This is a genomic window from Anaerococcus porci (assembly GCF_009696575.1).
GTDB classification, from domain to species: domain Bacteria; phylum Bacillota; class Clostridia; order Tissierellales; family Peptoniphilaceae; genus Anaerococcus; species Anaerococcus porci.
The window spans coordinates 1-24,224 of record NZ_VULQ01000009.1 but is presented as its reverse complement, the minus strand read 5'-3'; the positions used below and the strand labels follow the sequence as shown (position 1 = coordinate 24,224).

The window sequence follows — 24,224 nt, the reverse complement described above, 5'->3', positions numbered from 1 at the left end:
CACTTGTATTATAAAAACAAGTGCTCTATTAATATCTTAAATCCTAAAAACATCAAGATTAGTCCACCTATAAGTTCTGAAATCTGCTTGCTTTTTGTACCTAATTTACTTCCTATATTAAATGCAAAAGATGATAGGATAAAGGTTGTTATCCCTATTATTAGACTTGCATTCACTATATTTACATCTAAAAAAACAAAAGATACACCAACAGCCATGGCATCTATACTTGTGGCAATACCCAATGAAATTAAATCTTTGAGGCTAAGCCCCTTATTTATTTCACAGCTTGGATCTCTTGATTCTCTTATCATTTGAAAACCTATTATAAATAATAAAACAAAAGCAACCCAATGGTCAACTGCCCTTATAGAATTAGCAAAGCTTGAAGCAAGTAAATACCCTAATACAGGCATAAAAGCTTGAAATATTCCAAAACATAAACCTATGGATAGGGTGTTTTTTAATTTAATTTCTTTAATTTGAAGACCCTGACATATACTAGCAGCAAAAGCATCCATGCTAAGGCCGAAAGCCAATACTAATATTGAAAATAGACTCATATATACTCCTTTTACTAACCCAAAAATTATACTATAAAATAAAATTTAAGCAAATTATTGATTTTCAAGCTCTATTATCTTATCTATTATAGCTTGCTCTGAAAGCTTGTCATAGGGATTAGAATCTATAAATATGTTAGGATTTGTTTTTTCAATTTCATTTATTTTACCTGAAGCAGTTAAACCTAATTCCTTTGGAAATCTAAGTACATAGCCTGAATTAGGTAGGTCAATTTGCATAGGATCAGAACCTATACCATCTCCACCAGTTTTTTCACCAACAAGTGTTGCAAGCTTTGTCTCACTACAAAATGATGCAAGCATTTCGGCTGAAGAATAAACTGAAGAGTCAACTAGAAGATAAATATTTCCCCTAAATTTTATAGAATCTTCACTTGGATTAATATTAGAAGTATAGTATTTATAATAATCAAATTTTGATAAGATTTCTTCTGTTTCATTTGAAAATTCAGTTTTACTTAAGAGCCTACTTACTCCTTCTTGATATTTTTCCTGACTTATAACTTTCTTGTTAAGTTTTCCATGTTTTATGAAATTATAATACTTACTTGTATATGGTTTATCTATAATTTGTGGAAGCAAGAATTCTTGCCAGTAATTTGAATCGCCTCCTCGGTTTCCTCTTATATCAAGAATTAAGGCCCTTTTATTTTTTAAGGTTTTTAAATAATTTTTAATAAGCTTTTGATCTTCATAGGCTTTGTCATAATTTATCATCTTATTTATTTTTATATAGCCTATATCTTCATTAATATTTTGAACCTTAACATTGTCATTTGAAGTTGATTTGATTGAGGAATTTCCCTTTAGATTGTAGATTTCATTTTCCTTAAAAGTTTGCTTATAATCATTATATTTTAGATAGTTATTTATTCTTTTATTAGTTAAGTTATACCTTTTTCTTACATTTTGTTTTTCATATATATGGCTTATGTCATGTCTCCAATTATATTCTGGGACTTTATAATAAGTTAGGTACATATCTAGAGCTTGGTTTTGGTCTATAAGCTGGGTATGGTCGTTATTTAATTCATAAAGAATTTTATTCATTCTAAGCCCAAAATCAATATCATTTTTTGACTTTCCTATATAATCTTTATATTCTTTCTTGTTAGCTAGCCAATCAATATTATAAATTTTTTTATTTATATCAAAGTAAGGATAATATTCTTTTAATGTATTATATACAAATTCAAAATCCTCCATATACTCTTTTTTATCTAATTCTCTTTTATCCCCTTCTTCAAGACTGGGTAAGTCTATTTGCTTGGGGTCATTTATACTTAGTTTTTTTAAGAATATAAAAATTAAAAGAGCTGAAATAAGAGTAAAAATAAAAAGTAATCTTTTTTTCATTATTCACCTCTATTTCATTATAGCAAATATATACTTTAATCTTATAATTTCCTAAGACTTATTAAATATGGTGGATTATTAACTTGGTTTAAAAAGTCGTATTTTATAACTTGATAGATTTTTTGATCAAGATTTTCCATAAATTCTTCTAAAAACTCTCCCTCAAGTCTTCCACTTTCATGACCTGGATAAACACAAATTATAATAAGTCCATTGTGATTTAAAAGTTTAAGAGATTTTTTTAAGGCTCTTATAACAGTCTTATAATTTGTTGTGATGGACTTATCTCCTCTTGGCAAATAGCCAAGATTAAATATAAAAAGGTCTATTTTTTCATATATATACTTATCTATATTATCATGACTATCTAGGATGAATTTAAAATTAGGACAGGAACCTATAAGATTTTTTGTATTTTCCATTGCCTTTTTTTGTATATCAAAAGAATAAAGCATTCTAGGATTAAGGTTTTTGAGTATAAATTCTGAATCTTTACCATTTCCTGCTGTCATATCACAAGCCCTTATATTTTTATCTATTCTTTCTTTTATAATAAGATGAGCTAATTTTACTGGGTTATTTATTTCAGTATAGGTCATGGTTTTTAATGTCCTTACCATTTATATTTTTAAAAAATCTAGAGTCGGCTTCTTCTTTCTTAATTTTTATACCCATTCTGTGCATCTCATTTAATTTAAATATCATTAGATTTACATTTACATTATAAAGTGAGGCAAGCTGGTTATAGGTATATCCTTGCTTAATATCTTCGATTAATTTATTTTCATCTAAAAGAAGATGAGCTGCAAAAATATTCGCACAAAGCTCCATTTCAGAATTTATATCAAAAAGTTCATATTCCATAAGATTAGAATCTTTGGCATAAGTCCTATGATAGATATCATGTCCTAGTTCATGGGCAAATACCATATTTTGTATTCTCTTATCTACAAAGGGATTATAAAAAACAAAGGAATTTCTTTTTATTATCTTATACATACCTAAAAGTTTTGTATTTTCTTTAAAGGCTAAAATGGTAACCCCTCTTTGTATTAAAATTTCTTTTGGATTTCTAGTATCATATTTTTTTATTATATTTTTAACATCTTTAAATATTTCATCGTAAAATGACATATCTCACCTAGTCTTTTTTTGACCATATTTCTTATTTTTACTTTTGGCTATATAGTAAGCTTCTTGTATAGAATCAAGGATAGCCTTTTTATCTGATTCATCGATTTCACCACCTGCCATAAGTCCTATTACCCCATCTACCATCTTTTTTGCATCAATTGCACCCTTATAGCCATACTTATCTCTTGCATCTAGGATAAAATCTTCTTCATCAGTTACAAGATAGTCATGGCTTGTATCTAAGACTTCAGCTAGTTTATCATATATTTTTCTATATCTTGGTTTTGATTCTCCTTTTTCATACCTAGATATGGTTTTAAGAGAAACACCAACAAGTTTTGATAGTTCTTCTTGGGTTAGTTTTTTATCTTCACGTAATTTTTTTAATTTATTTGGAAAACTCATATACACTCCTTAAAATAAATTAAAGTCTCAGACTATAAATGTCTAATTATTTTATAAAAGTCTTGATAAAAGACTTTTAATGTCCTAAACTTTAATCAAGCCATTTACTGTCTTAAGTATACAGTAAAAGTCTTTTAACATCAAGGAGAAGTTATGATAAGAACAATATTACATTCAGATATAAATTCATGTTATGCTTCAATAGAAGCAAAACTTAATCCAAGTCTTAAAAATAAGGCTATGGCAGTTGCGGGAGATCCTAAAAATAGGCATGGGATAATTCTTGCCAAAAGCCAAGAGGCAAAACTACTAGGAGTTAAGACAGGAGAAGATATTTGGCAGGCTAAACTTAAATGTCCAAATTTAATAATAGTCTCGCCTCATTATGAAAAATATCTTAAATTTTCTAGAAAAGTAAGAAAAATATATTATTCTTATACAAATAAGGTTGAAGCCTTTGGGCTTGATGAATGTTGGCTTGATTTGACAGAGAGTTATAAACTTTTTGGAAGTGGAGAGACTATAGCAAATAATATAAGAAAAAGAGTGAAAAAAGAATTAGGTATAACAGTAAGTGTTGGAGTAAGTTTCAATAAGATTTTTGCAAAACTTGGGTCGGATTAAAAAAAACCAGATTCAACTACTGTAATAAGTAATACTGTAATAAGTAAGGATAATTTTAAGTCTATAGTTTGGCCACTTGCTGTATATCGTATTATTGGGATAGGAGGAGCAACAGAAAGAAAAATTAATGGGGATAGGAATAGAAACTTTGGGAGATTTAGCAAATTCTGATCCTAAAATTTTAAAATCTCTTATAGGAATTAATGGAATTTATTTTTGGCAATATGCAAATGATAATAGGCCAGTTTTAGACTATAACTGTAAGAAAGTTATACAGACAATAGGAAACTCATCAACTCTTTATAGAAGATTTGTTTAGTGATGAGGAAGCATTTAATGTTTTTCAAATACTTTCCTTAGATGTTTCAAAAAGACCAAGAGAAGTTTCTCTTTCTGCTAAAGGAATTAAAATTTATATGAAGGATAGTAATTTAATTTCTTATGAATTTCAAAAGTCTTTTAAAAATCCGACCCAGTCATCTATAATTCTTTCTGAAGAAGGCCTTAAATTATTTAAGGAAAAGTATAAGTGGTCTTACCCTATAAGATCATTGGGAATTAGAGCTATTAATCTTATAGATGCAAGAATACCTGCTCAAATAGATATATTTTCAGATTATAAGAAGATTATAAAAAAAGAAAGAATAGATAAGGCTATTTATGATATAAGAAAAAAATATGATAGAAATATTGTAACTTTTGCCTCTTTAAAAGATTATAAGAAGTTTCCAAAGAATAAAACGGAGATAGTTACTTTACCAAATAGCAAAATGATTTAGAGCACTATATAGGATTACTGAAAATCAAATTTATAAAATATCTTTTAATTTAAAATAAAATATGATATGATAATTTTACATTCAAATAGGGGGGACTTATGGTATTTTTAAATAATATTTTTAAAAAGTTTACAAATATAATATTATTAGATAAGAAAAAAGAAAGACTAAAATTATCTAATGAATACCTATGCCCAAATGTAAATATGGATGTTATGATGTTTTTAGGGAAGCTAATTTTTGGCTTCCCTTTTCTTGTCTAAAGTTTAGGCAAAAAAGCTTACTATGGAGGAATTAATGAGAGCTTTAATATCTGTAACAGATAAAAAAAATATTGGAATGCTTGCCAAAGGCCTAAGCGACTTTGGTGTGGAAATTGTATCTACAGGTGGTACATACAAAAAAATTAGAGAATGTGGCATTGATGCAATTGAAATTGAAGAGATAACCAACTTTCCAGAAATTTTAGATGGCAGGGTTAAGACTTTATCACCTTATGTTCATGGTGGAATTCTTTATAAAAGAAATGATCAAAACCATAAAAATACTGTGAAAAAGAACAATATAAAGGATATAGATATAGTTGTTGTTAACCTATACAAATTTGAAGAAGCACTTAAAACTAATGACTCAGACAATATTATAGAAAATATTGATATAGGCGGACCCACTTTAATAAGGTCAGCTGCCAAAAATCATAAAGATGTAATAATTCTTACAGATCCTAATGATTATGAGGAATTTTTACAAAGATTAAATACTCAAAATTTTGATATAGAGTATAAAAGATATTTAGCTATGAAGGCTTATTCCTTAACAGCATATTATGATTCTGTGATTTCAAGATATTTTAAAGACTTAAGTAAAAAAGATTGTCAATATAAGACATATGGTTTAAGAAAAATTGAAGATTTAAGATATGGTGAAAATCCAAGCCAAAAAGCAGCTCTTTATGAGGATACCTATGCTAAAGGTCTTTTAAAAGATATAGAAATTTTACATGGTAAGTCAATGAGCTTTAATAATTATAATGATTTAAATGTTGCCCTAGAACTTTCTAAAGAGTTAGGAGAAAATTCTTGTGTAGCACTAAAGCATCAATCTCCATGTGGAGTAGCAATAGGAGAGGATGTATATGATGCGTATAAAAAGGCGTATGAAGCAGATTCTTTATCTATATTTGGAGGAATTGTTGTAATAAATGGAATAATTGATGAGAAAACTGCATCAAAGATGAGTGAGATATTCCTTGAAATAATTGCAGCTAATGACTTTACCAAAGAGGCTTTGGAAGTACTAGAAAGAAAGAAAAATGTTCGTCTTATAAAAGTTGATTTAAGCAAGGATACTACAACAGAAGATGTAAAATACTTAGATGGAAAAGTTCTAGTCCAAGATAAGGATAAAAAGGAAGATGATTTTGAAGTAGTTACAAAAAAATCTCCAGAAAAGTCCTGTATAAGTGATTTGAAATTTGCTATGACTGTAGTGAAATATGTCAAATCAAATGCTATAGTTATAGTTAAGGATGGGAAAACTTTAGGAGTAGGTTGTGGACAAACTTCTAGAATTTGGGCACTAGAATCCATTAAAAACAACCATCCAGATGTAGATTTTACTGATTCAATTATGTCATCTGATGCTTTTTTCCCATTTGATGATTGTGTTGAATATGCTCACAAAATTGGGGTGAAGTCAATTATCCAACCGGGTGGTTCTATAAGAGATAAAGATTCAATTGATAAGTGTAATGAATATGGAATATCTATGGTATTTACTAACAATAGACATTTTAGACATTAAGGGTTAAAAATGGAAAAATAAGTTAAAAGAGTTTATGTAAGAAAAAAAGATAGGTTTGATTCTAAGTCAAAGGAAGTAAAAAATGAAATAGAAAATCTATAAAAAATCAAGTTGGAAAAGCTTAATATTTACAATAGATATGATATTAAAATTTCAGATGATAAGCTGGATAAGGCTATAAATAATGTCCTATCTGAAAGAAGCCTAGATTATGTTTTTTACAAAAGATGAGGCTATTAAACTCGAAGATTCTTTTGAAAAAGCTTTTGGAGTTGAATACCTACCAGGACAATTTGACCAAAGAAGACAAGGAGTAATAGATACTTTGAATTTAGTCCTTGATGAACATATAGATTGCAAGACAGCTACAATATATGAATTTAGTGATATATCTGATGGTTTTATAAATTATAGCGATGAAGAAATTTCTAGGTTTTTGGAAAATAAATCTCTTGCCATGGACTTTGCTGATTTGAAAATGGTTATGGATTACTTTAAAAAAGAAAATAGGGACCCTAATGAAACAGAAATTAAAATCCTAGATACTTATTGGTCAGATCATTGTAGACATACTACTTTTAATACAAGTCTTGATATAGAATTTGAAACAAAAAGTCTTCTTGATAAGGCAATAAAAAAATCTTTTGATAAATATATGGAAATGAGAAAAGAGCTCAATATCAAAAATCCAATAATTTTAATGAGCTTTGGTATAATTCTTTCTAAATATATGAAAAGTAGGAATGAATTTGATGATCTGGAAATATCAAGTGAAATTAATGCTTGCTCGGTTTATGTAAAGGTGAGAGTAGAAAAAGATGGCAAAGAGGAACTTGAAGATTATCTTTTAATGTTTAAAAATGAAACTCACAACCATCCAACAGAGATAGAGCCTTTCGGTGGAATCTCAACCTGCCTTGGTGGAGCTATAAGAGATCCACTTTCTGGAGGAAGCTATGTTTATCAAGCTATGAGAATAACAGGAGCTGGGAATATACTTGAAAAAGTTGATGATACAATTGAAGGAAAACTTCCATAAAGAAAAATAACAAAACTTGCTACAAAAGGTTATTCATCATATGGTAACCAAATAGGTCTTGCTACTGGCTTTGTAAAGGAAATATTTCATGAAGGTTATAAGGCAAAAAGAATGGGAGCAAAACCAGGAGATGTTGTTTTATTGATTGGTGGAAGAACTGGAAGAGATGGTATAGGTGGAGCAACAGGTTCATCAAAATCTCATAAAGTTTCATCAATAAAAACAGAATCTGCCCAAGTGCAAAAGGGAAATGCTCCAGAAGAGAGAAAACTTCAAAGGCTATTTAGAAGAAGTGAAGTTTCAAGGCTTATAAAAAAATGTAATGACTTTGGTGTGGGTGGAGTATCTGTTGCTATTGGAGAGATCTTCAATGGAATGGATATTGATCTTTCTAGAGTTAAATTAAAATATGAAGGATTGAAGCCTTCTGAGATAGCTATAAGTGAATCTCAAGAAAGAATGGCTGTAGTAATAGATAAAAAATACATTAAAGAATTTGAACAATATTGTCTTGAAGAGAATGTAGAAAGCTCTTTAGTTGGCAAAGTAACTTACACAAATAGGATGAGAATGTTCTATAAAGATTTAAAGATTGCAGATATATCTTATGATTTCATAAATACTAATGGTGCAGATAGAAAGGCAAAAGTCCTTGTTGTAAGTGAATATATTCCTAAAAAAATAATAAAAAAGATGATCCTAAAAAGTTTTATGAAAAAGTATCTGACTTAAATATAACAAGTCAAAGAAATTTAATAGAAATCTTTGATTCTACTATAGGAAAGAATGCAGTATTGAAACCTTTAGGTGGAAAAAAACAATTAAATCCATCTCAAGCAATGGTTTCAAAAATTCCAGTAAAGGATGGAAAATCAAAAACCGTATCTATAATGAGTTATGGATTTAACCCCTATCTTTCAGAAAAAAGTCAATATCTTGGTGGTTATTATGCAGTAATAGAATCAATTGCAAAGCTTGTATCAGTAGGTAGTGATCTTAATAAGATAAGACTATCATTTCAAGAATATTATGAAAAGATGGATAATGAAAAAGCTTGGGCAAAGCCACTTAAGTCTTTACTAGGTGCTTTTGAAGTAACAAACTTCTTTAAAATACCACCAATTGGTGGAAAAGATTCTATGAGTGGAAGTTTTGAAGAATTAAAAGTACCACCAACCCTTATATCATTTGCAGTAACACATGAAGATATAGAAAATATAAAATCAAATGACCTTAAGGCTAAGGGAAAGCTAGGTATAATAAAAGCCCATACAAAGAAGATGGAAGCCTTGATTTAAATAAATATAAGAAAATATTAGAAAAGCTTATAAAAGTAATGAGAGAAGGCTCTATTATTACTACAATAAGTTTGGATAATAAGGATCTTTTGGCAAACATATATGAACAAGCTTTAGGAAATTCAAACTTCAGTTTAGAATATGATAATCTTTATAAAGCTATGTTTGGTTTATTTGTTGTGGAATATCTTGAAGATTTGGATTTTGTTGAAAATATTGGAGAATTTTCTAAAGACTTAATAGTAAATGGTGAAAAATTAAATGATAAAAAACTTAAAAATGATTAGTTACATTCTTTAGATGAAATATTTGCAGCAAAAGAAGAGATTGATCCAATTGATATAAAACAAAACAAGATGAATTTAAATCTAAAATCAAAGAAAACAGTGGATAAGGTTAAAGTATCAATACTTGCTGTAACAGGTACCAACTGTGAATGGGATACAATGGATGTATTTAGTGAAAATGGAGCAGAAGTTTCTATAAACTTATTTAGAAATAAGGATAGAAAAGATATAGATAATTCTATAGATAAACTTGCAGATTCAATTAGAAATTCACAAATTTTTGCTATTCCTGGGGGTTTCTATGGCTGATTAGCAAGATGGATCTGCAAAATTTTTAGCCAATATTATTAGAAATAAAAAAATTAAAGATGCTATTAATTATTTACTAGATGAGAATGATGCTCTTATAATAGGTATTTGCAATGGATTCCAAGCTCTTGTAAAACTGGACTTTTACCATATGGTAAGATAAAAGAAATTACAGAAGATGATCCATCTTTAACCTACAACACTAATAACAGGCATATTTCAAGATTTGTTGATACAAGAGTTATAAATAATCAAAGTCAATGGACAAGAGGCTTAAAATTAGATAAAATATATAAAATACCTATATCTCATGGAGAAGGTAGGTTTATAATAAATGAAGAAAAATATAAAGAACTGTTAAAAAATGGTCAAATATTTTCAGTATATGATATAAACCCAAATGGTTCAGATTATAATATAGAAGGAATCTTATCAAAAGATGGCAAAATATTAGGAAGAATGGGTCATTTAGAAAGATTAGATGATGATCTTTACAAGAATATTTATGAAAAAAATAATCAAGAATTATTTAAAATGCAGTAGAATATTTTAAGAAATAAGTTAGAAATATGGAGGATACATGAGAATAATTGGAGAAGGTTTAACATTTGATGATTTGCTACTAGTTCCAGGACCATCTGAAGTCCTACCAAATGAGGTAGATCTTAAAACAAATTTAACTAAAAAGATTAAGCTTAATATACCATTGATGTCAGCCTCAATGGATACAGTTACAGAGTCAAAAATGGCTATAGCAATGGCAAGACAAGGTGGTATTGGAATAATTCATAAAAATATGTCAATAGAAGAACAAGCCAAAGAAGTTGACAGAGTTAAAAGAAGTGAGCATGGTGTAATCACTGATCCTTTCTATCTAAAAGCTGAGAACTTGTTAAAAGATGCTCTTGAAATAATGTCAAACTATAAAATATCAGGTGTGCCTATAGTTGATGATGAAATGACCCTTAAGGGTATTTTGACAAATAGAGACGTAAGATTCCAAAATGACGTAAATGTTGTAATCGGAGACATAATGACCAAAGATAAATTAATTGTAGGTTATGAAGGAATTAGTATGGAAGAAGCTGTCAAAAAAATGGAATCTGGTAAGGTAGAAAAACTTCCTATCGTTGATGATAATTATAAATTAAAAGGACTTATAACTATAAAAGATATAGAAAAATCTAGGCAATATCCAAACTCTGCAAGAGATGACAAAGACAGGCTTTTAGTTGGCGCTGCAGTTGGAATAACTCGTGATATGATGGATAGGATTAGAGCTTTGACAGAGGCAAATGTTGATGTTGTTACTGTTGATACAGCTCATGGTCATTCAAAAGGAGTTCTTGAAGCTATAAAAAAGATTAAATTATCTTATCCAGATCTTCAAGTTATAGCTGGTAATGTAGCTACAGGAGATGCTACAAGAGATTTAATAAAAGCAGGAGTAGATGCAGTTAAGGTAGGTATAGGACCAGGTTCAATTTGTACAACTAGAGTTGTAACAGGTGTTGGTGTGCCACAGATTACTGCAATAATTGAATGTGTAAAAGCAGCTAAAGAATCAAATACACCAATAATTGCCGATGGTGGTATCAAATATTCTGGAGATATTACAAAGGCTTTAGCTTGTGGAGCTAGTGTAATAATGGCAGGTTCATTATTTGCAGGAACAGAAGAATCTCCGGGTGAGACAATAATGTTTGAAGGTAAACAATACAAAGAATATAGAGGCATGGGTTCACTTTCTGCTATGAAATCAGGCTCAAGTGATAGATATTTTCAAAATGATACCAAAAAATTTGTTCCAGAAGGAGTAGAGGGAAGGGTTGCTCTAAAGGGATTTGTAGGAGATGTAATCTATCAATTACTTGGAGGACTTCGTTCTGGTATGGGGTATGTTGGGGCTTCTAATTTAAATGAATTAGAAGAAAAATCTAAATTTATTAAGATTTCTCCTGCAACTCTTGTAGAAAATCATCCTCATGATATCCAAATTACAAGAGAATCACCGAATTATACAAAAAAATAAGAAATTAAAAATTAAGAAAAAAGATATCATCATAGCAAAAAATGATGATATCTTTTTTGTTTTGATATTGACCTAAAAATGAAAAATTGTTAACATGTATTAATTAATAGATAATAAAAAAGAAACTTTTTCGATAGTATAATTTACTTTTTAAACTTTAAAGAAAGAGATATGGAAATCAAAAGATATTACTATCAAAAGTAAATAAGATAAGAAGTAAAGATAGAGGGTGATATATATTGTTTAATCATTTATAAATATATTTTAATTATGTTTTTTATAATCTATTTAAAGAGAAAAATATTGATTAATTTTAGAAAAATATGATGTAAGTAATAAAGATAATTTTATATAGATAGTAAGTACTAGGAGGTTTTTATGGTTATTTCAATTTTGCAATTATTAATTACTTTTATATTGGCTTATTTATTTGGAAAAATTATTACAAAAATAAAGATGCCAGCAATATTGGGTTGGCTTATTGCAGGTATGATTTTAGGACCACATGCCTTGTCTCTAATGAATGAATCAATATTAGAGCAAACTTGGTATAAGGTCTTTATAAATATTTTGGAATGTACAGCTGGTTTAATGATTGGGACAGAACTGGTATTCAAGAGAATAAAAAAGTATGGAATATCAATTATTATTACAACATTAACACAGTCTTTGGGAACTTTTTTATTTGTATCTTTAATGTTTGCAATTATATTTTATATGACTAATATTCCTATATATCTGAGTATAATTTTTGGTGGAATTGCCTTAGCAACAGCACCAGCACCAGCCTTGTCTGTTGTTCGTGAATATGAAACAAATGAACCAGTAACTAGGACATTGATTCCAATGGCGGTTCTTGATGATATGGTAGGTGTGGTTGTTTTCTTTTCAGTTATGGCGTTTGTAATGAGCAATTTTTCACAAACTGGATTACCATCATATATTATAGTTTTGACTGTTTTACTTCCTGTAATAATAGGGATAGGGTGTGGATTATTATTTAGTCCTCTATTAAAGAAAAAAACAAATAGAAAAAATACACTTATAGTAATGATATTATCAATTATTTTAACTTCAATAATTGGCCTTTTCTTTAATTATTTTATTATGCCAAGACCTATGCTCAACTTTATGATAATTGGTATGGCGTTTTCTGCCACATTTTCAAATATGGTTCAAGAAGATAGGTTAGATCATATGATCTCATATTTTAATCCAATATTAGGAATAGCTCTTATATTTGTCATTCTTAATTTAGGGATGCCACTTGATTATGCCTTGATTACGGGAGCTGGATTGTATACTGTAATTTATATTCTTGCACGTGCCATTGGAAAATATTTTGGAGCATATTTTGGAGCGAGCATAACAAAATTACCTAATACGGTTAAAAAATATTTGGGTTTTACCTTATTACCACATTCAGGAGTTTCTTTAGTATTTACTGGTATAGCAGTTAATGCTTTAAAGAATCCAGCACCAGAAAGTGCAAAGATTCTACAAGGTACTATAGCAGCTGCAGCAGTAATTAATGAAATCATTGCAGTTTTAATGGCAAAAAAGGGTTTTGAATGGGCAAATGAATTAAATAATAAATCATTAACTAGTAGTAAAGATAATTCTGTAGTTATTACAATTAGTAGTAAATATGGAAGTGGAGGTTTAGAAATTGCACAAAAGCTTTCAAAAGAATTAAATATACCTTATTATGATAAAGACTATCTATATAAAAAACATATAGAATCAAATAATGAGCCTAGTAAAAGTTTGCAATTATTTCAAGATAGCCTTTCTCTCAGTACTATACAGTCAGCTATACAACAACAAGAATATCAATATGTTGAAAAAGAAATAATAGATTTAGCAAATAAAGAGGATTGTATTTTCCTAGGAAGAAACGCTGATGATATACTTAAAAATAAGGACAACTTAATAAAAGTTTTTATATTTGCAGATTTTCCAAGTAGGGTTGAAAGGGTAAAAGTCCAATATAAGATTAAGGGTAATATTAAAGAAGAGATGGAAAAAGTCGATGAAATGAGAAGTACATTTTATAATTACTATACTAAAAAAAGATTTGGAGATGCAAATAATTATAATATTTGCTTAGATAGTTCTTCTATAGGAATTAATAATTGTATAAGTATTATTAAAGATATTTATATGTCTAAAAAACGATAGAAATTAAATTTGTATTAGAATTTATTTATTTTAACTCATTCATTTTTTAGAATTAGGGTAAATATATAAAAAGTAAATAAGGGGGAAAGTTATGTTAGATATAACAAAATTAATTTTAAGCTACTATGATAAAAAAAACTTATCAATTGAAGAAATGTCAAGTCAACTCGATAAGGCCAAATTAGAAGTTATAGAAAATTTTATAGATGATGAATTATATGTAAAAAAGAAGAGCACAAAGATTGAACCCTTTAGCATTGATAAGATAGCTTTATCTGTTGAAAACGCAGCAAAAGAAGTAGAGTCACCACTTAATAGTTCTGATTTGGAAATTATAAAAGGTGATATAGAAAAGATAGTGAAAAAAGAATGGAAAAAAATTATATCAACTAAAACCATTAGAGCTTATGTAGAAGATATCCTAAAAAAAGATGGCTATACTAAGGTATATGAGTCATATAGAAATTATATGAAGAAACTAAATTAGGAGATTTTTAATAATCTAAAGTTTACTATCATAAAGTATAAAAATTTTTTGTATATAAATTCTATAATTAAGTTAATTAAAGATGAAAGTAATTTAATAGGAGTCTTATTGTAAAATCTAATAAAACTATACAAAGAATCAATTAAATATTATAAAATTAGAAATTAATTTAAATAATATGTGAATTTACTTAATATCAAAATAAGTTTAAATGTTTTATAAATTATTTAGTATAATATTTAATATTATAATTTATCTGTAGATTGCAATATTATGTATAAGGGGATGTTGCAAAATTATGAATTTCTATGTTCCACCATTACAAGTTACCCATAGATAATTGACAATAGCCTGACAGCCTATGGAGGTCAAATTGTCGTGGAGGGGTTTGTAATGATTAATTCATTTTGCAACAGCCCTTATAATATATTTATACTTATATATATCTTAGAAAGTTATATGTGTAAAAATGCGAACTCTCTTAATTATCTATCGGTAATCATTCTGATATAGCTATTACTTTATCAGGATTTAGAATCATATTTGGATCAAAAGCTTTTTTTATAGCTCTCATAAGTCTAATATTAACGTCACCTTCAAAATTTTTAAGATATTTTTTCTTTCCAAAACCTATACCATGTTCTCCAGAAATTTTACCACCCATTTCATAGGCTTTTTCATATATTATAGACATGAATTTGTCAACTTCTTCTTTAAATTGCTTAATCTTATCAACTTCATTTGAAAGAGTATATATATGAAGGTTCCCATCACCAGCATGACCAAATGACTTAACATCAAAGATATAAGATTTGCTCTCCTTATTGACAAAGTTAATATAATCAGCAATTTTTGTAACAGGAACTACAACATCACACTCATCTAATAGTTTGTATTGGCTTTCAATAGCTTCCAAAAAAGAATTCCTTGCAGCCCATGCATCTTTTATAGAGTTTGGAGTATCTGCGACTAAGACATCTATCGCTCCATTTTTGATTAGAATTTCTGCGGCTTGCTCTAGAGTATTATCGATTAAATCTTCATCATCACCATCAAAGCTTATAAGAAGATAGGCTCCAACATCAATACTATCAAGTTTTTTAGGAAAAGTTTCCTTTCCTATGTATTTTTCGCTAGCTATAATTATATCTCTTTCCATAAATTCAATAGCTTGTGGATTTAGGTTGTTTTGGAATAGCTTTGGAACGGTAGAGATACAATTGTTTAAGCTTTCAAAAGGCACAATTAAGCTAACAATATATTTTGGATTTGGTACAATTTTTAAGGTTAATTCTGTAATTATGGCAAGTGTACCTTCGCTTCCTACCATTAAATCTTTCAAAGAATATCCGGTAGATGATTTTGAAACAATAGATCCAAATTCTGTAATTTCTCCTGTTGGAAGAACAACTTCCATTTTTCTTACATAATCTCTGGTTGTACCATATTTTACTGCACGCATTCCTCCAGCATTCAAAGAAACATTCCCACCTAAGGTAGCAAATTTTTCACCTGGATCTGGTGGATAAAGATAGCCCTTATCAAGACAAGCTTTAGCTAAATCATTAAGTAAAACGCCTGGTTCTACCCTTACAATCATATTTTCTTCATCAAATTCTAGAATTTTATTCATAGATTGCATATTAATCATGATGCCATTTTTAATTGCCACGCCTGCTCCTGTAAGACCAGTTCCAGCACCTCTTGCAATGACAGGTATTTTTTCTTCATTACAGATTTTCATAATATTTGCTACATCCTCTTTGCAAGTAGCATCAACTAGACACTCGGGAATACCTTCTCCATATATTGGCATCTCATCATGAAAGAAGTCTTCGTTAACTTCATCTCCAACATAAACTGCTCCTTTGACTGCACTTTTAATTTTTTCAATAATATTGTCATTGATTTTGTTATAATCCATAAATCCTCCTACCTAATATAGATATGTAAATTTTGTATACTGATTATAACACTTGATAAAATAAAATTAAAGTTTTTACATAATTGTACTAAATGTTAGGAAAATAAAGAAATATATTACATGGGCAAATATAGATAAACAATGTTATTTTTCTTAATTATAAAAGGTAAAATTTTTAGAAAACTCTAAAGTAATCTAATAAAATAATAGCAAATAATAAAATAATATATAAAACATTTTCAGATTGATTTTTATATATTTGATAATAATTTGACTGATAAGGTATTTATGATATCATAATAATGAATTGGGTTTTGGATTTAGCTATCTATGACGTAATGTTAGTTAAAAAAAATACAGTAAATTCAAGTCATTTCTAAAAAACTTGATAAAATTTTAGCTTTTAGACTTGACAAGCTTGGTTACGATTGTTAATATAATAACATGAGTATTAAAATGTTTCTAGAGATTGCTTTCTTGATACTGAACGCAAAATAAGGAAAATTATTTAGGAGAAAACATGTATAAATTATCAGAAGAATATGAAGAAATGAGAGAGATGTTTCATAGCTTCGCTGAAGCAGAAGTAAAACCATTAGCACAAAAAGTTGACGAAGAACATATGTTTCCAGAAGAAACCATTAAAAAAATGCAAGAATTAGGTTTCTTTGGTATACCATTCGATGAAGAATATGGTGGACAAGGTGCAGATACACTTACATATATATTAGCAGTTGAAGAAATTTCAAAATATTGTGCTTCAACAGGTGTAATCCTTTCTGCTCACACATCATTATGTGCAGATTGCATTAATAAATTTGCAAATGATGAACAAAAGAAAAAATATCTTGCACCACTTGCAAGTGGAGAAAAATTAGGTGCATTTGGTCTTACAGAACCTAATGCAGGTACTGATGCATCAGGACAACAAACAGTTGCAAAGCTTGATGGTGATGAATATGTATTAAATGGAACAAAAATATTTATAACAAATGGTGGATATGCCGATGTTTATGTAATATTTGCTATGACAGATAAGGAACAAGGAACTAGAGGAATTTCTGCGTTCATAGTTGAAAAAGGAACAAAGGGATTTGACTTTGGTACTTTAGAAAACAAAATGGGAATCAATGGTTCATCTACAAGGGAATTAATCTTTCAAGATTGCAGAATACCAAAAGAAAATTTACTAGGAGAGCTTGGTAAAGGATTTAAGATAGCTATGGCTACTCTTGATGGTGGAAGAATTGGTATAGCAGCTCAAGCTTTAGGAATAGCAGAAGGTGCTTTAGAAAAAGCTGTTCAATATTCTAAAGAAAGAGAACAATTTGGACGTCCTTTAGCAAAATTCCAAAATACACAATTTAAATTAGCTGAAATGGCTATTGAAATAGAAGCAGCAAGAAACTTAGTTTATAATGCAGCTAAGTTAAAAGATGCTGGAGAAAGCTATACAGTAGCAGCTGCTGCAGCAAAACTTAAAGCATCTAGAACAGCATCATTTGTAGCTAATAGAGCAGTTCAAATTCTTGGTGGATATGGATATATCAAGGAATATGATGTTGAAAGAATGATGAGAGATGCCAAAATTACAGAAATCTATGAAGGTACTTCAGAAGTTATGCTGATGGTAGTATCAGGAGCACTTTTAAGATAATAGATTACACTGAATTTTAAATTAGGGGGAATGAAATGAATATTTTTGTATGTGCTAAACAAGTTCCAGATACTAATGAGATAAAAATTAATCCTGAAACTAACACATTAATTAGAAAGGGTGTGCCAAGTATTCTAAATACTTATGATGCTTTTGCACTAGAACAAGCATTGAGAATAAAGGATAAAGATCCTGAAAATGTTAAGATAGTTGTTGTATCTATGGGACCTAATCAAGCAGAATCAATGTTAAGAGATACATTAGCTGTTGGGGCTGATAAGGCTTACTTAGTTACAGATAGAAAATTTGGTGGCTCTGATACACTTGCTACAAGTTATATTATATCTGAAGCTTTAAAGGAAGTAGCTAAAAGAGAAGGTGACTATGATTTAATCTTCTGTGGTCTCCAAGCCATAGATGGTGATACAGCTCAAGTAGGACCTGAAATTGCTGAACATTTAGATCTTCCACAAGTAACTTATGGCTATACTGCAGAAGTTAATGACGAAGGTATTAAAGTTTTACAAGAAGTTGAAGGTGGAGCAAGAAATCTTCAAGTCAAAATGCCAGCTTTAGTAACATTTACTAAATACGGAGATGAAGAGCTTAGATATCCTAAAATCAAAAACAAAATGAAGGCTAAAAAAGCTACAATAGAAGAAATTACTTTTGAAGATCTTAAAGAAAATATTGATGAAACAGCAATAGGTCTTAATGGTTCACCAACAAGAGTTAAGAAATCTTATACACCTGAACAAAATAAAGCAGGAGAAATCTTCAATGAAGAAAATGCTAGTGATTCTGTAGATAAGTTAGTAAATGCTCTTGCAGATGCAAAACTTATTTAGGAGGATTTAGAAATGTCAGATAACAAAAATCTTTGGGTAATTGTTGAAACAAATCAAGAAGGAAAGGCTGTAAATGTAGGCCTTGAACTTATGAATCCAGGAAGAAGAATGGCTGATGCTATAGGCGAAAAACTTTATGCAGTTATAATTGGTTCTGGTGTTGATAAGGCAAAAGAAGAAGTTAAAGAATATGGTGTAGACGGAATTATCACAATTGATAATGAAGTTTATAAAGATTATAATACAGAAGTTTACACAGATGCAATTGAAAAATTAGTTAAAAAACATAATCCTAATATTATTTTAATTGGAGCTACAAACCTAGGAAGAGATTTAGGACCAAGAATAGCAGCAAGACTTCATACAGGTCTTACAGCAGACTGTACAGAACTTGATATAGATACAGAAACAAAGGATGTAAGATGGACAAGACCTGCCTTTGGTGGTAACCTTATGGCTATGATTTTATGTCCTGAACATAGACCACAAATGGGTACAGTAAGACCAGGAGTATTTAAAAAAGAGGCTGTTGGTGCAAAAGATGAAATTGATATTATAGATGAAGATATAACATTTGATGGGGAAGTAAGAACTAAAATACTTGATTTTATTCCTAGAGAAGAAGGAGAAGAAGTAGACTTAGTAGGAGCTGAATTTATAGTTTCTGGAGGTCGTGGATTAGGAGATCCTAAAAATTTCTCAATAATCAAAGACTTAGCTGATGCATTAGGTGGTACAGTTGGCTCAAGCCGTGCTGCAGTAGATGCTGGTTGGATTTCACACTCTCACCAAGTAGGACAATCAGGTAAAACTGTAGGACCTAGAATATATATAGCTGTAGGTATATCTGGAGCTATCCAACACTTGGCTGGAATTAATGCTGCTGATACTGTAATTGCTATTAATAAAGACCCAGAAGCTCCTATTTTTGCAAGAGCTGATTATGGTATAGTAGGGGATTTATTCGAAGTAGTTCCAAAACTTACAGAAGCAATTAATAAAAGAAAAGCTCAATAAATAATTAAATATTTTTTTCAATAATGGGTATATCTTTAAGGGTATCTCAAATGATTAAGGATGAGATCAATCTCATCCTTAAATTTTATTAAGATTAGGAGGAGTAAGATGGATTTTAGTAAACAATATAAAGAAAAGCTAATTAGTGCTGAAGACGCTGCTAAGCTTGTTAAGGATGGGGATGTTGTAGATTATTCTTGGGGTGTTATTACACCACATGATTTTGATGAAGCCTTTGCAAAGGAAATTACAAATCTAAATGATATCGTTGTCAGAGCAGGAGTAGAACTCGAACAGTTCAAAATATTTGATGCTGATCCAAACAATGAACACTTTGTTTATAATTCATGGCATTCACTTGGTATTTTAAGAAAATTAGTAAATGCAGGACGTGCTTTTTATGCACCAATAAAATACTCAGAACTTCCAAATTATTATAGAACATCTATAAGAAAATCAAATGTCTTTATAACTCAAGCAACACCAATAGATGATCATGGAAATTTCAACTTTGGTATTTCAGCATCACATTTACATGCAGCTATAGAAAACTCAGATGTAGTCATAGTTGAAGTAAATAAAAATGTACCAAGAGGACTAGGTGGTTTTGAAAATTATATAAATATAAAAGATGTTGATTATATAATAGAAGGCTCAAACCCAGCTATGAAAACAATACCTCAACCAACACCTAATGAACTTGATAAAAAGGTTGCAAAATTTGTAGTAGATGAATTAGTGGATGGAGCAACACTTCAAATTGGTATAGGAGGTCTTCCAACAGCTATAGGAAATGAAATAGCTAAGTCTGATCTTAAAGATTTAGGAGTACATACTGAAATGTATGTAGATAGTTTTGTTGAATTATCAAAAGCTGGAATTATAACAGGTAATAAGAAAAACATCGATAGGGGTAGGCAAGTTTATGCCTTTGCTGCAGGTAGCCAAGAATTATATGATTATATAGACAATAATGAAGAATTAATGGCAGCCCCAGTTGATTACTGTAATGGAATGAAACAAATATCTGCTTTAGATAATTTTATGTCAATAAATTCAGCTCTAGAAATTGATCTTAATGGTATGGTTTCAGCTGAAAGTTCTGGAACTAAACATATCTCAGGCTCAGGTGGAGCTTTAGATTTTATGCTTGGGGCATATAATTCTAAGGGAGGTAAATCATTTGTAACACTTCTTTCATCAAGAGTAGATAAGGAAGGTAAGAGACATTCAAACATAGTACCAACCTTAAAATTGGGAACACAACCTACAGGGACAAGAGCAAATACACATTATGTTGCTACAGAATATGGTATAGTTAATCTTAAAGGACAATCTTTATGGGAAAGAACTGAAAAATTGATATCAATTGCCCACCCAGATGTAAGAGATGAACTTATAAAAGAAGCTGAAAAAATGAAGATTTGGAGAAAATCTAACAAATAGTTAAAAAAAAATCAATATACCTTGTCAAAATAATAAAGTCATGTTATAATAATAATATAAGTTATTAATTTAACAAACAAATCGAAACTTTAATTAAAAAAAGGAGCAAATATGAAAATCGGAGTAATTGGTTCAGGAATTATGGGAGGCGGCATTGTTGAAGTATGTGCCAAATTCCATGAGGTTGTAGTAAGAGATATCAAAGATGAATTCTTAGAAAAGGCAAAAGCTAGAATCGAAAAAGACTATAGCAAACAAGTTTCTAAAGAAAGAATGAGCGAAGATGAAAAAGAAAAAGCTTTAAAAAACATCAGTTATACAACAGATATCAAAGACTTAGCTGAATGTGATGTAGTTATCGAAGCAGCTACAGAAAACCCAAGTCTTAAAAAAGATATTTTTAAAGAATTAGATGAAGTAGTAAAAGAAGGAGCAATTCTTGCATCTAATACATCATCTTTATCAATTACAGATATAGCAGCATCTACAAATAGACCTGAAAATGTCATTGGAATGCACTTCTTTAATCCAGTACCAGTGATGAAGCTTGTTGAAGTTATTAGAGGACTCCATACAAGTGATGATACAAATGAAAAAATCTTTAAATTAGCAGAAGAACTAGGTAAACAACCTATTGAAGTTAAAGAAGGACCAGGATTTGTTGTAAACAGACTTCTTATTCCAATGATTAATGAGGGAATTGGAGTTTTATATGATGGTCTTGCAAGTGTAGAAGACATTGATAAGGGAATGCAACTTGGAGCAAATCATCCAATGGGACCTTTAGCTTTAGCCGATCTTATAGGACTTGATACATGTCTTGCTATAATGGAAGTATTATTTAATGAATTTGGTGATAGCAAATATCGTCCAAGTCCATTATTAAGACAAATGGTAAGGGCTGGAGATTTAGGTAGAAAAACTGGTAAAGGATTCTACGACTATTCAAAATAAGATAAGATAAAATAGTATAAGAATCTTGCTTATGGCAGTTACTTAGAGCATCGACAATTACTAATTATTGGTTTTGTCGATGCTTTTATTTGTAAAATATAAAATTATAAATATTTTTCAATGAATTCTAGATATGCAAATTATCTTAACCTAATCAATATGTTGGAATGTTAATATCACTAAATTATATATGAAATTAAGCCATAGACATATTTACAATCATTTAGATATTTAGAATAAAAACTCGATAATATCATTTAAATTCAGTTTCTTATTTTTGTTTATAATTTTTTATTTATTATATGATGCCTTGTTTAAAATATCTAGTTACTAAAAAAATAAGTAGAACTTGAAAATAGGTATAAAACTAATATAATACTGATATGATTATATTTATTTATATATAATTTTAAATATGGATTTATATTATAACATATTATTTACATTTTTCTGTAACATAATATAATAAAAGTTTAATTAAATACAAGGAGGAAATATGAGAAAAAGATATAATGGTTCTGGTGGATTTTCTAATTTTTTATCAGGCCTTATAGGAGCTATTTTGGGTGGATTTTTAGTTTTTACACTCTTAGGTAGCTCTATTAAAAATTCCAATAATACCATAAAGAGTAATAATAGCAATGAAAAAGAAAGTGTTGTAAATATATCACCTAGTGATGATATGACTATGGAAAGAGCAGTAGTCGAGAAATCTATAAATTCTGTTGTAGGTATTACAACCAAGACTAAGGCTACACAAAATACTATTTTTGGTCCTCAAACAGGTTATGTTGAAGGAGTAGGCTCAGGTTCCATAGTAACTAAAGATGGTTATATTTTAACTAATTCTCATGTTGTAGATGATGGCGACGCTGGTGAGATAAATGTATTATTATCAAACAATAAGACTCTTCCAGCTAAGCTTATTTGGAATGACACCACACTTGATCTTGCTGTTATAAAAGTTGAAGAGAATAATCTTCCGGCTATTGCCTTAGGAGATAGTGATAAGGTTAAGGTAGGAGATAGGTCAGTTGCTATAGGAAATCCTCTAGGACTTGAACTCCAATCTACAGTTACAAGTGGCATAATATCAGGTTTAAATAGAACAGTATCATTCCAAAATGGAGCCCAAATGGATGGATTGATGCAAACCGATGCAGCTATTAATTCAGGAAATTCAGGTGGTGCACTTTTAAACAATAAGGGTGAACTTATAGGAATAAATACAGCAAAGGCAGGTAATTCTGATGGTATAGGTTTTGCTATTCCTGTTAATCTTGCAAAAACTGTTATAGATGAGATTTCGAAAACTGGTAAATTTAACTCAGTATATCTTGGTATAACTGGTATAAATCTTGACCTTTTACTTAAATCCAACAATATTGATGAGAAAAAGGTTGGGAGAAGTGAAGGTGTATATATTCAATCAGTTTCCGATAACGCCAGTGATTATTTCCAAAAGGGTGATATTATAACTGCTATAGATGATAAAAAAGTTAAGGATATGTCATCACTTAAGAAAATTTTACTTAACTATAGGGTTGGAGATAGTGCGAATATTTCTGTTATTAGAAAAGGAAAAGAAGAAAAAATTGACTTCAAGTTCACCTTGGATTCATCAAGTCTTGATGAATATAAGGAAATAAAGCCTAAAGACAAAGAAAATAGTGAGAAAAATGAAGAAAATCAAGAGACACTTCCAGATTGGTTAAGACCTTAATAAAGACTCCTAGAAAGGCTGTCTGAATTAGGGATTAGAATGAAAACTTAATTAACTTAATAAGGAAACTTTAGGTCGAAAAATAAAAGGCTATGAGCATTCAAACTCATAGCCTTTTTGCTATTCAAAATAATATATCTAACAAGACCCTGGGGTCTGTAAATAGTTTTGTGTATCAACCTAAATCCTGATCAATGGGTAAGGGTTGATGGGTCTGTAAATAGTTTTGTGTATCAACCTAAATCCTGATCAATGGGTAAGGGTTGATACAATTTTTTATGTATCAATATCTGTCCATTCCTATAGGAATGGAGCTTATCTTAATTTTATACGAACT

20 protein-coding genes and 1 pseudogene are annotated in these 24,224 nt (G+C 29.5%); 15 read left to right on the top strand and 6 right to left on the bottom strand.

Annotated features, from left to right (window positions below; translation table 11 throughout):
- Positions 1–8: 8 nt before the first annotated feature.
- The 5 genes from FYJ26_RS07665 to FYJ26_RS07645 are packed head-to-tail and all read right to left on the bottom strand — an operon-like array spanning position 9 to position 3,479.
- Complete coding sequence (locus FYJ26_RS07665; protein WP_154541219.1) at positions 9–563, bottom strand: manganese efflux pump MntP; 555 nt, start codon at positions 561–563, stop codon at positions 9–11.
- A 54-nt stretch (positions 564–617) separates the two neighbouring features.
- The gene (locus FYJ26_RS07660) at positions 618–1,940 is read right to left on the bottom strand and encodes a S41 family peptidase (RefSeq protein WP_154541217.1); all 1,323 of its coding nucleotides are present in this window, start codon (positions 1,938–1,940) and stop codon (positions 618–620) included.
- Positions 1,941–1,981: 41 nt separating this feature from the next.
- Entirely contained in the window at positions 1,982–2,560 is a 579-nt protein-coding gene (locus FYJ26_RS07655; protein ID WP_229771229.1) for a tRNA (mnm(5)s(2)U34)-methyltransferase, read from the bottom strand.
- Positions 2,526–3,074 (bottom strand): ImmA/IrrE family metallo-endopeptidase, encoded by a 549-nt coding sequence (locus FYJ26_RS07650; RefSeq protein WP_154541213.1) that lies wholly within the window; start codon positions 3,072–3,074, stop codon positions 2,526–2,528. Before FYJ26_RS07650 ends, FYJ26_RS07655 begins: the two co-directional genes overlap by 35 nt.
- Positions 3,075–3,077: 3 nt before the next feature.
- Positions 3,078–3,479 carry a helix-turn-helix domain-containing protein gene (locus FYJ26_RS07645; RefSeq protein ID WP_154541211.1) on the bottom strand — a complete coding sequence of 134 codons (402 nt, stop codon included), beginning with the start codon at positions 3,477–3,479 and terminating at the stop codon, positions 3,078–3,080.
- A gap of 153 nt (positions 3,480–3,632) precedes the next feature.
- On the opposite strand from FYJ26_RS07645, the gene FYJ26_RS11060 reads away from it, so the two are divergent.
- The 9 genes and pseudogenes from FYJ26_RS11060 to FYJ26_RS07615 all read left to right on the top strand — a co-directional run bounded on the left by FYJ26_RS11060 (position 3,633) and on the right by FYJ26_RS07615 (position 14,318).
- On the top strand, positions 3,633–4,103 hold the full coding sequence (locus FYJ26_RS11060; RefSeq protein WP_229771228.1) for a DNA polymerase Y family protein: 471 nt from the start codon (positions 3,633–3,635) through the stop codon (positions 4,101–4,103).
- Positions 4,104–4,230: 127 nt separating this feature from the next.
- Positions 4,231–4,422: a hypothetical protein gene (locus FYJ26_RS11055; protein WP_229771227.1), complete on the top strand. Its 192-nt coding sequence runs from the start codon at positions 4,231–4,233 to the stop codon at positions 4,420–4,422.
- Entirely contained in the window at positions 4,415–4,882 is a 468-nt protein-coding gene (locus tag FYJ26_RS11050) for a DinB/UmuC family translesion DNA polymerase (RefSeq protein WP_229771226.1), read from the top strand. The genes FYJ26_RS11055 and FYJ26_RS11050 overlap by 8 nt, the downstream gene beginning before the upstream one ends.
- A 98-nt stretch (positions 4,883–4,980) precedes the next feature.
- Positions 4,981–5,145: a hypothetical protein gene (locus FYJ26_RS10825; RefSeq protein ID WP_176269668.1), complete on the top strand. Its 165-nt coding sequence runs from the start codon at positions 4,981–4,983 to the stop codon at positions 5,143–5,145.
- Between the two features lie 34 nt (positions 5,146–5,179).
- A complete protein-coding gene (gene purH / locus FYJ26_RS07635; protein ID WP_154541209.1) occupies positions 5,180–6,685 on the top strand; it encodes a bifunctional phosphoribosylaminoimidazolecarboxamide formyltransferase/IMP cyclohydrolase in 1,506 nt (501 codons plus the stop codon).
- Positions 6,686–6,706: 21 nt separating this feature from the next.
- Positions 6,707–10,178 (top strand): annotated as a pseudogene (locus FYJ26_RS07630) (phosphoribosylformylglycinamidine synthase); the annotation flags it as partial.
- Between the two features lie 20 nt (positions 10,179–10,198).
- Complete coding sequence (gene guaB / locus FYJ26_RS07625; protein ID WP_154541207.1) at positions 10,199–11,650, top strand: IMP dehydrogenase; 1,452 nt, start codon at positions 10,199–10,201, stop codon at positions 11,648–11,650.
- A 378-nt stretch (positions 11,651–12,028) separates the two neighbouring features.
- Positions 12,029–13,831: a cytidylate kinase family protein gene (locus tag FYJ26_RS07620; protein ID WP_154541205.1), complete on the top strand. Its 1,803-nt coding sequence runs from the start codon at positions 12,029–12,031 to the stop codon at positions 13,829–13,831.
- Between the two features lie 91 nt (positions 13,832–13,922).
- Positions 13,923–14,318 carry an ATP cone domain-containing protein gene (locus tag FYJ26_RS07615; protein WP_154541203.1) on the top strand — a complete coding sequence of 132 codons (396 nt, stop codon included), beginning with the start codon at positions 13,923–13,925 and terminating at the stop codon, positions 14,316–14,318.
- A 499-nt stretch (positions 14,319–14,817) separates the two neighbouring features.
- Here FYJ26_RS07615 and FYJ26_RS07610 read toward each other — a convergent pair whose 3' ends face one another.
- Positions 14,818–16,242, bottom strand: a complete 1,425-nt coding sequence (locus tag FYJ26_RS07610) for an FAD-binding oxidoreductase (protein WP_154541201.1) — start codon at positions 16,240–16,242, stop codon at positions 14,818–14,820.
- A 520-nt stretch (positions 16,243–16,762) separates the two neighbouring features.
- Between FYJ26_RS07610 and FYJ26_RS07605 the strand changes: the two genes are divergently transcribed.
- The 6 genes from FYJ26_RS07605 (at position 16,763) to FYJ26_RS07580 (ending at position 23,887) form a co-directional block, all read left to right on the top strand.
- Complete coding sequence (locus FYJ26_RS07605; RefSeq protein ID WP_154541199.1) at positions 16,763–17,899, top strand: acyl-CoA dehydrogenase; 1,137 nt, start codon at positions 16,763–16,765, stop codon at positions 17,897–17,899.
- 35 nt (positions 17,900–17,934) lie between these two features.
- Positions 17,935–18,747, top strand: a complete 813-nt coding sequence (locus FYJ26_RS07600; RefSeq protein WP_154541197.1) for an electron transfer flavoprotein subunit beta/FixA family protein — start codon at positions 17,935–17,937, stop codon at positions 18,745–18,747.
- Between the two features lie 12 nt (positions 18,748–18,759).
- The gene (locus tag FYJ26_RS07595) at positions 18,760–19,764 is read left to right on the top strand and encodes an electron transfer flavoprotein subunit alpha/FixB family protein (protein WP_154541195.1); all 1,005 of its coding nucleotides are present in this window, start codon (positions 18,760–18,762) and stop codon (positions 19,762–19,764) included.
- Between the two features lie 108 nt (positions 19,765–19,872).
- Entirely contained in the window at positions 19,873–21,210 is a 1,338-nt protein-coding gene (locus tag FYJ26_RS07590; RefSeq protein WP_154541193.1) for an acetyl-CoA hydrolase/transferase C-terminal domain-containing protein, read from the top strand.
- A gap of 111 nt (positions 21,211–21,321) precedes the next feature.
- Positions 21,322–22,164: a 3-hydroxybutyryl-CoA dehydrogenase gene (locus FYJ26_RS07585; RefSeq protein ID WP_154541191.1), complete on the top strand. Its 843-nt coding sequence runs from the start codon at positions 21,322–21,324 to the stop codon at positions 22,162–22,164.
- A 496-nt stretch (positions 22,165–22,660) separates the two neighbouring features.
- Positions 22,661–23,887, top strand: coding sequence for a S1C family serine protease (locus tag FYJ26_RS07580; protein ID WP_154541189.1), 1,227 nt, complete (start codon positions 22,661–22,663; stop codon positions 23,885–23,887).
- Positions 23,888–24,224: the final 337 nt, after the last annotated feature.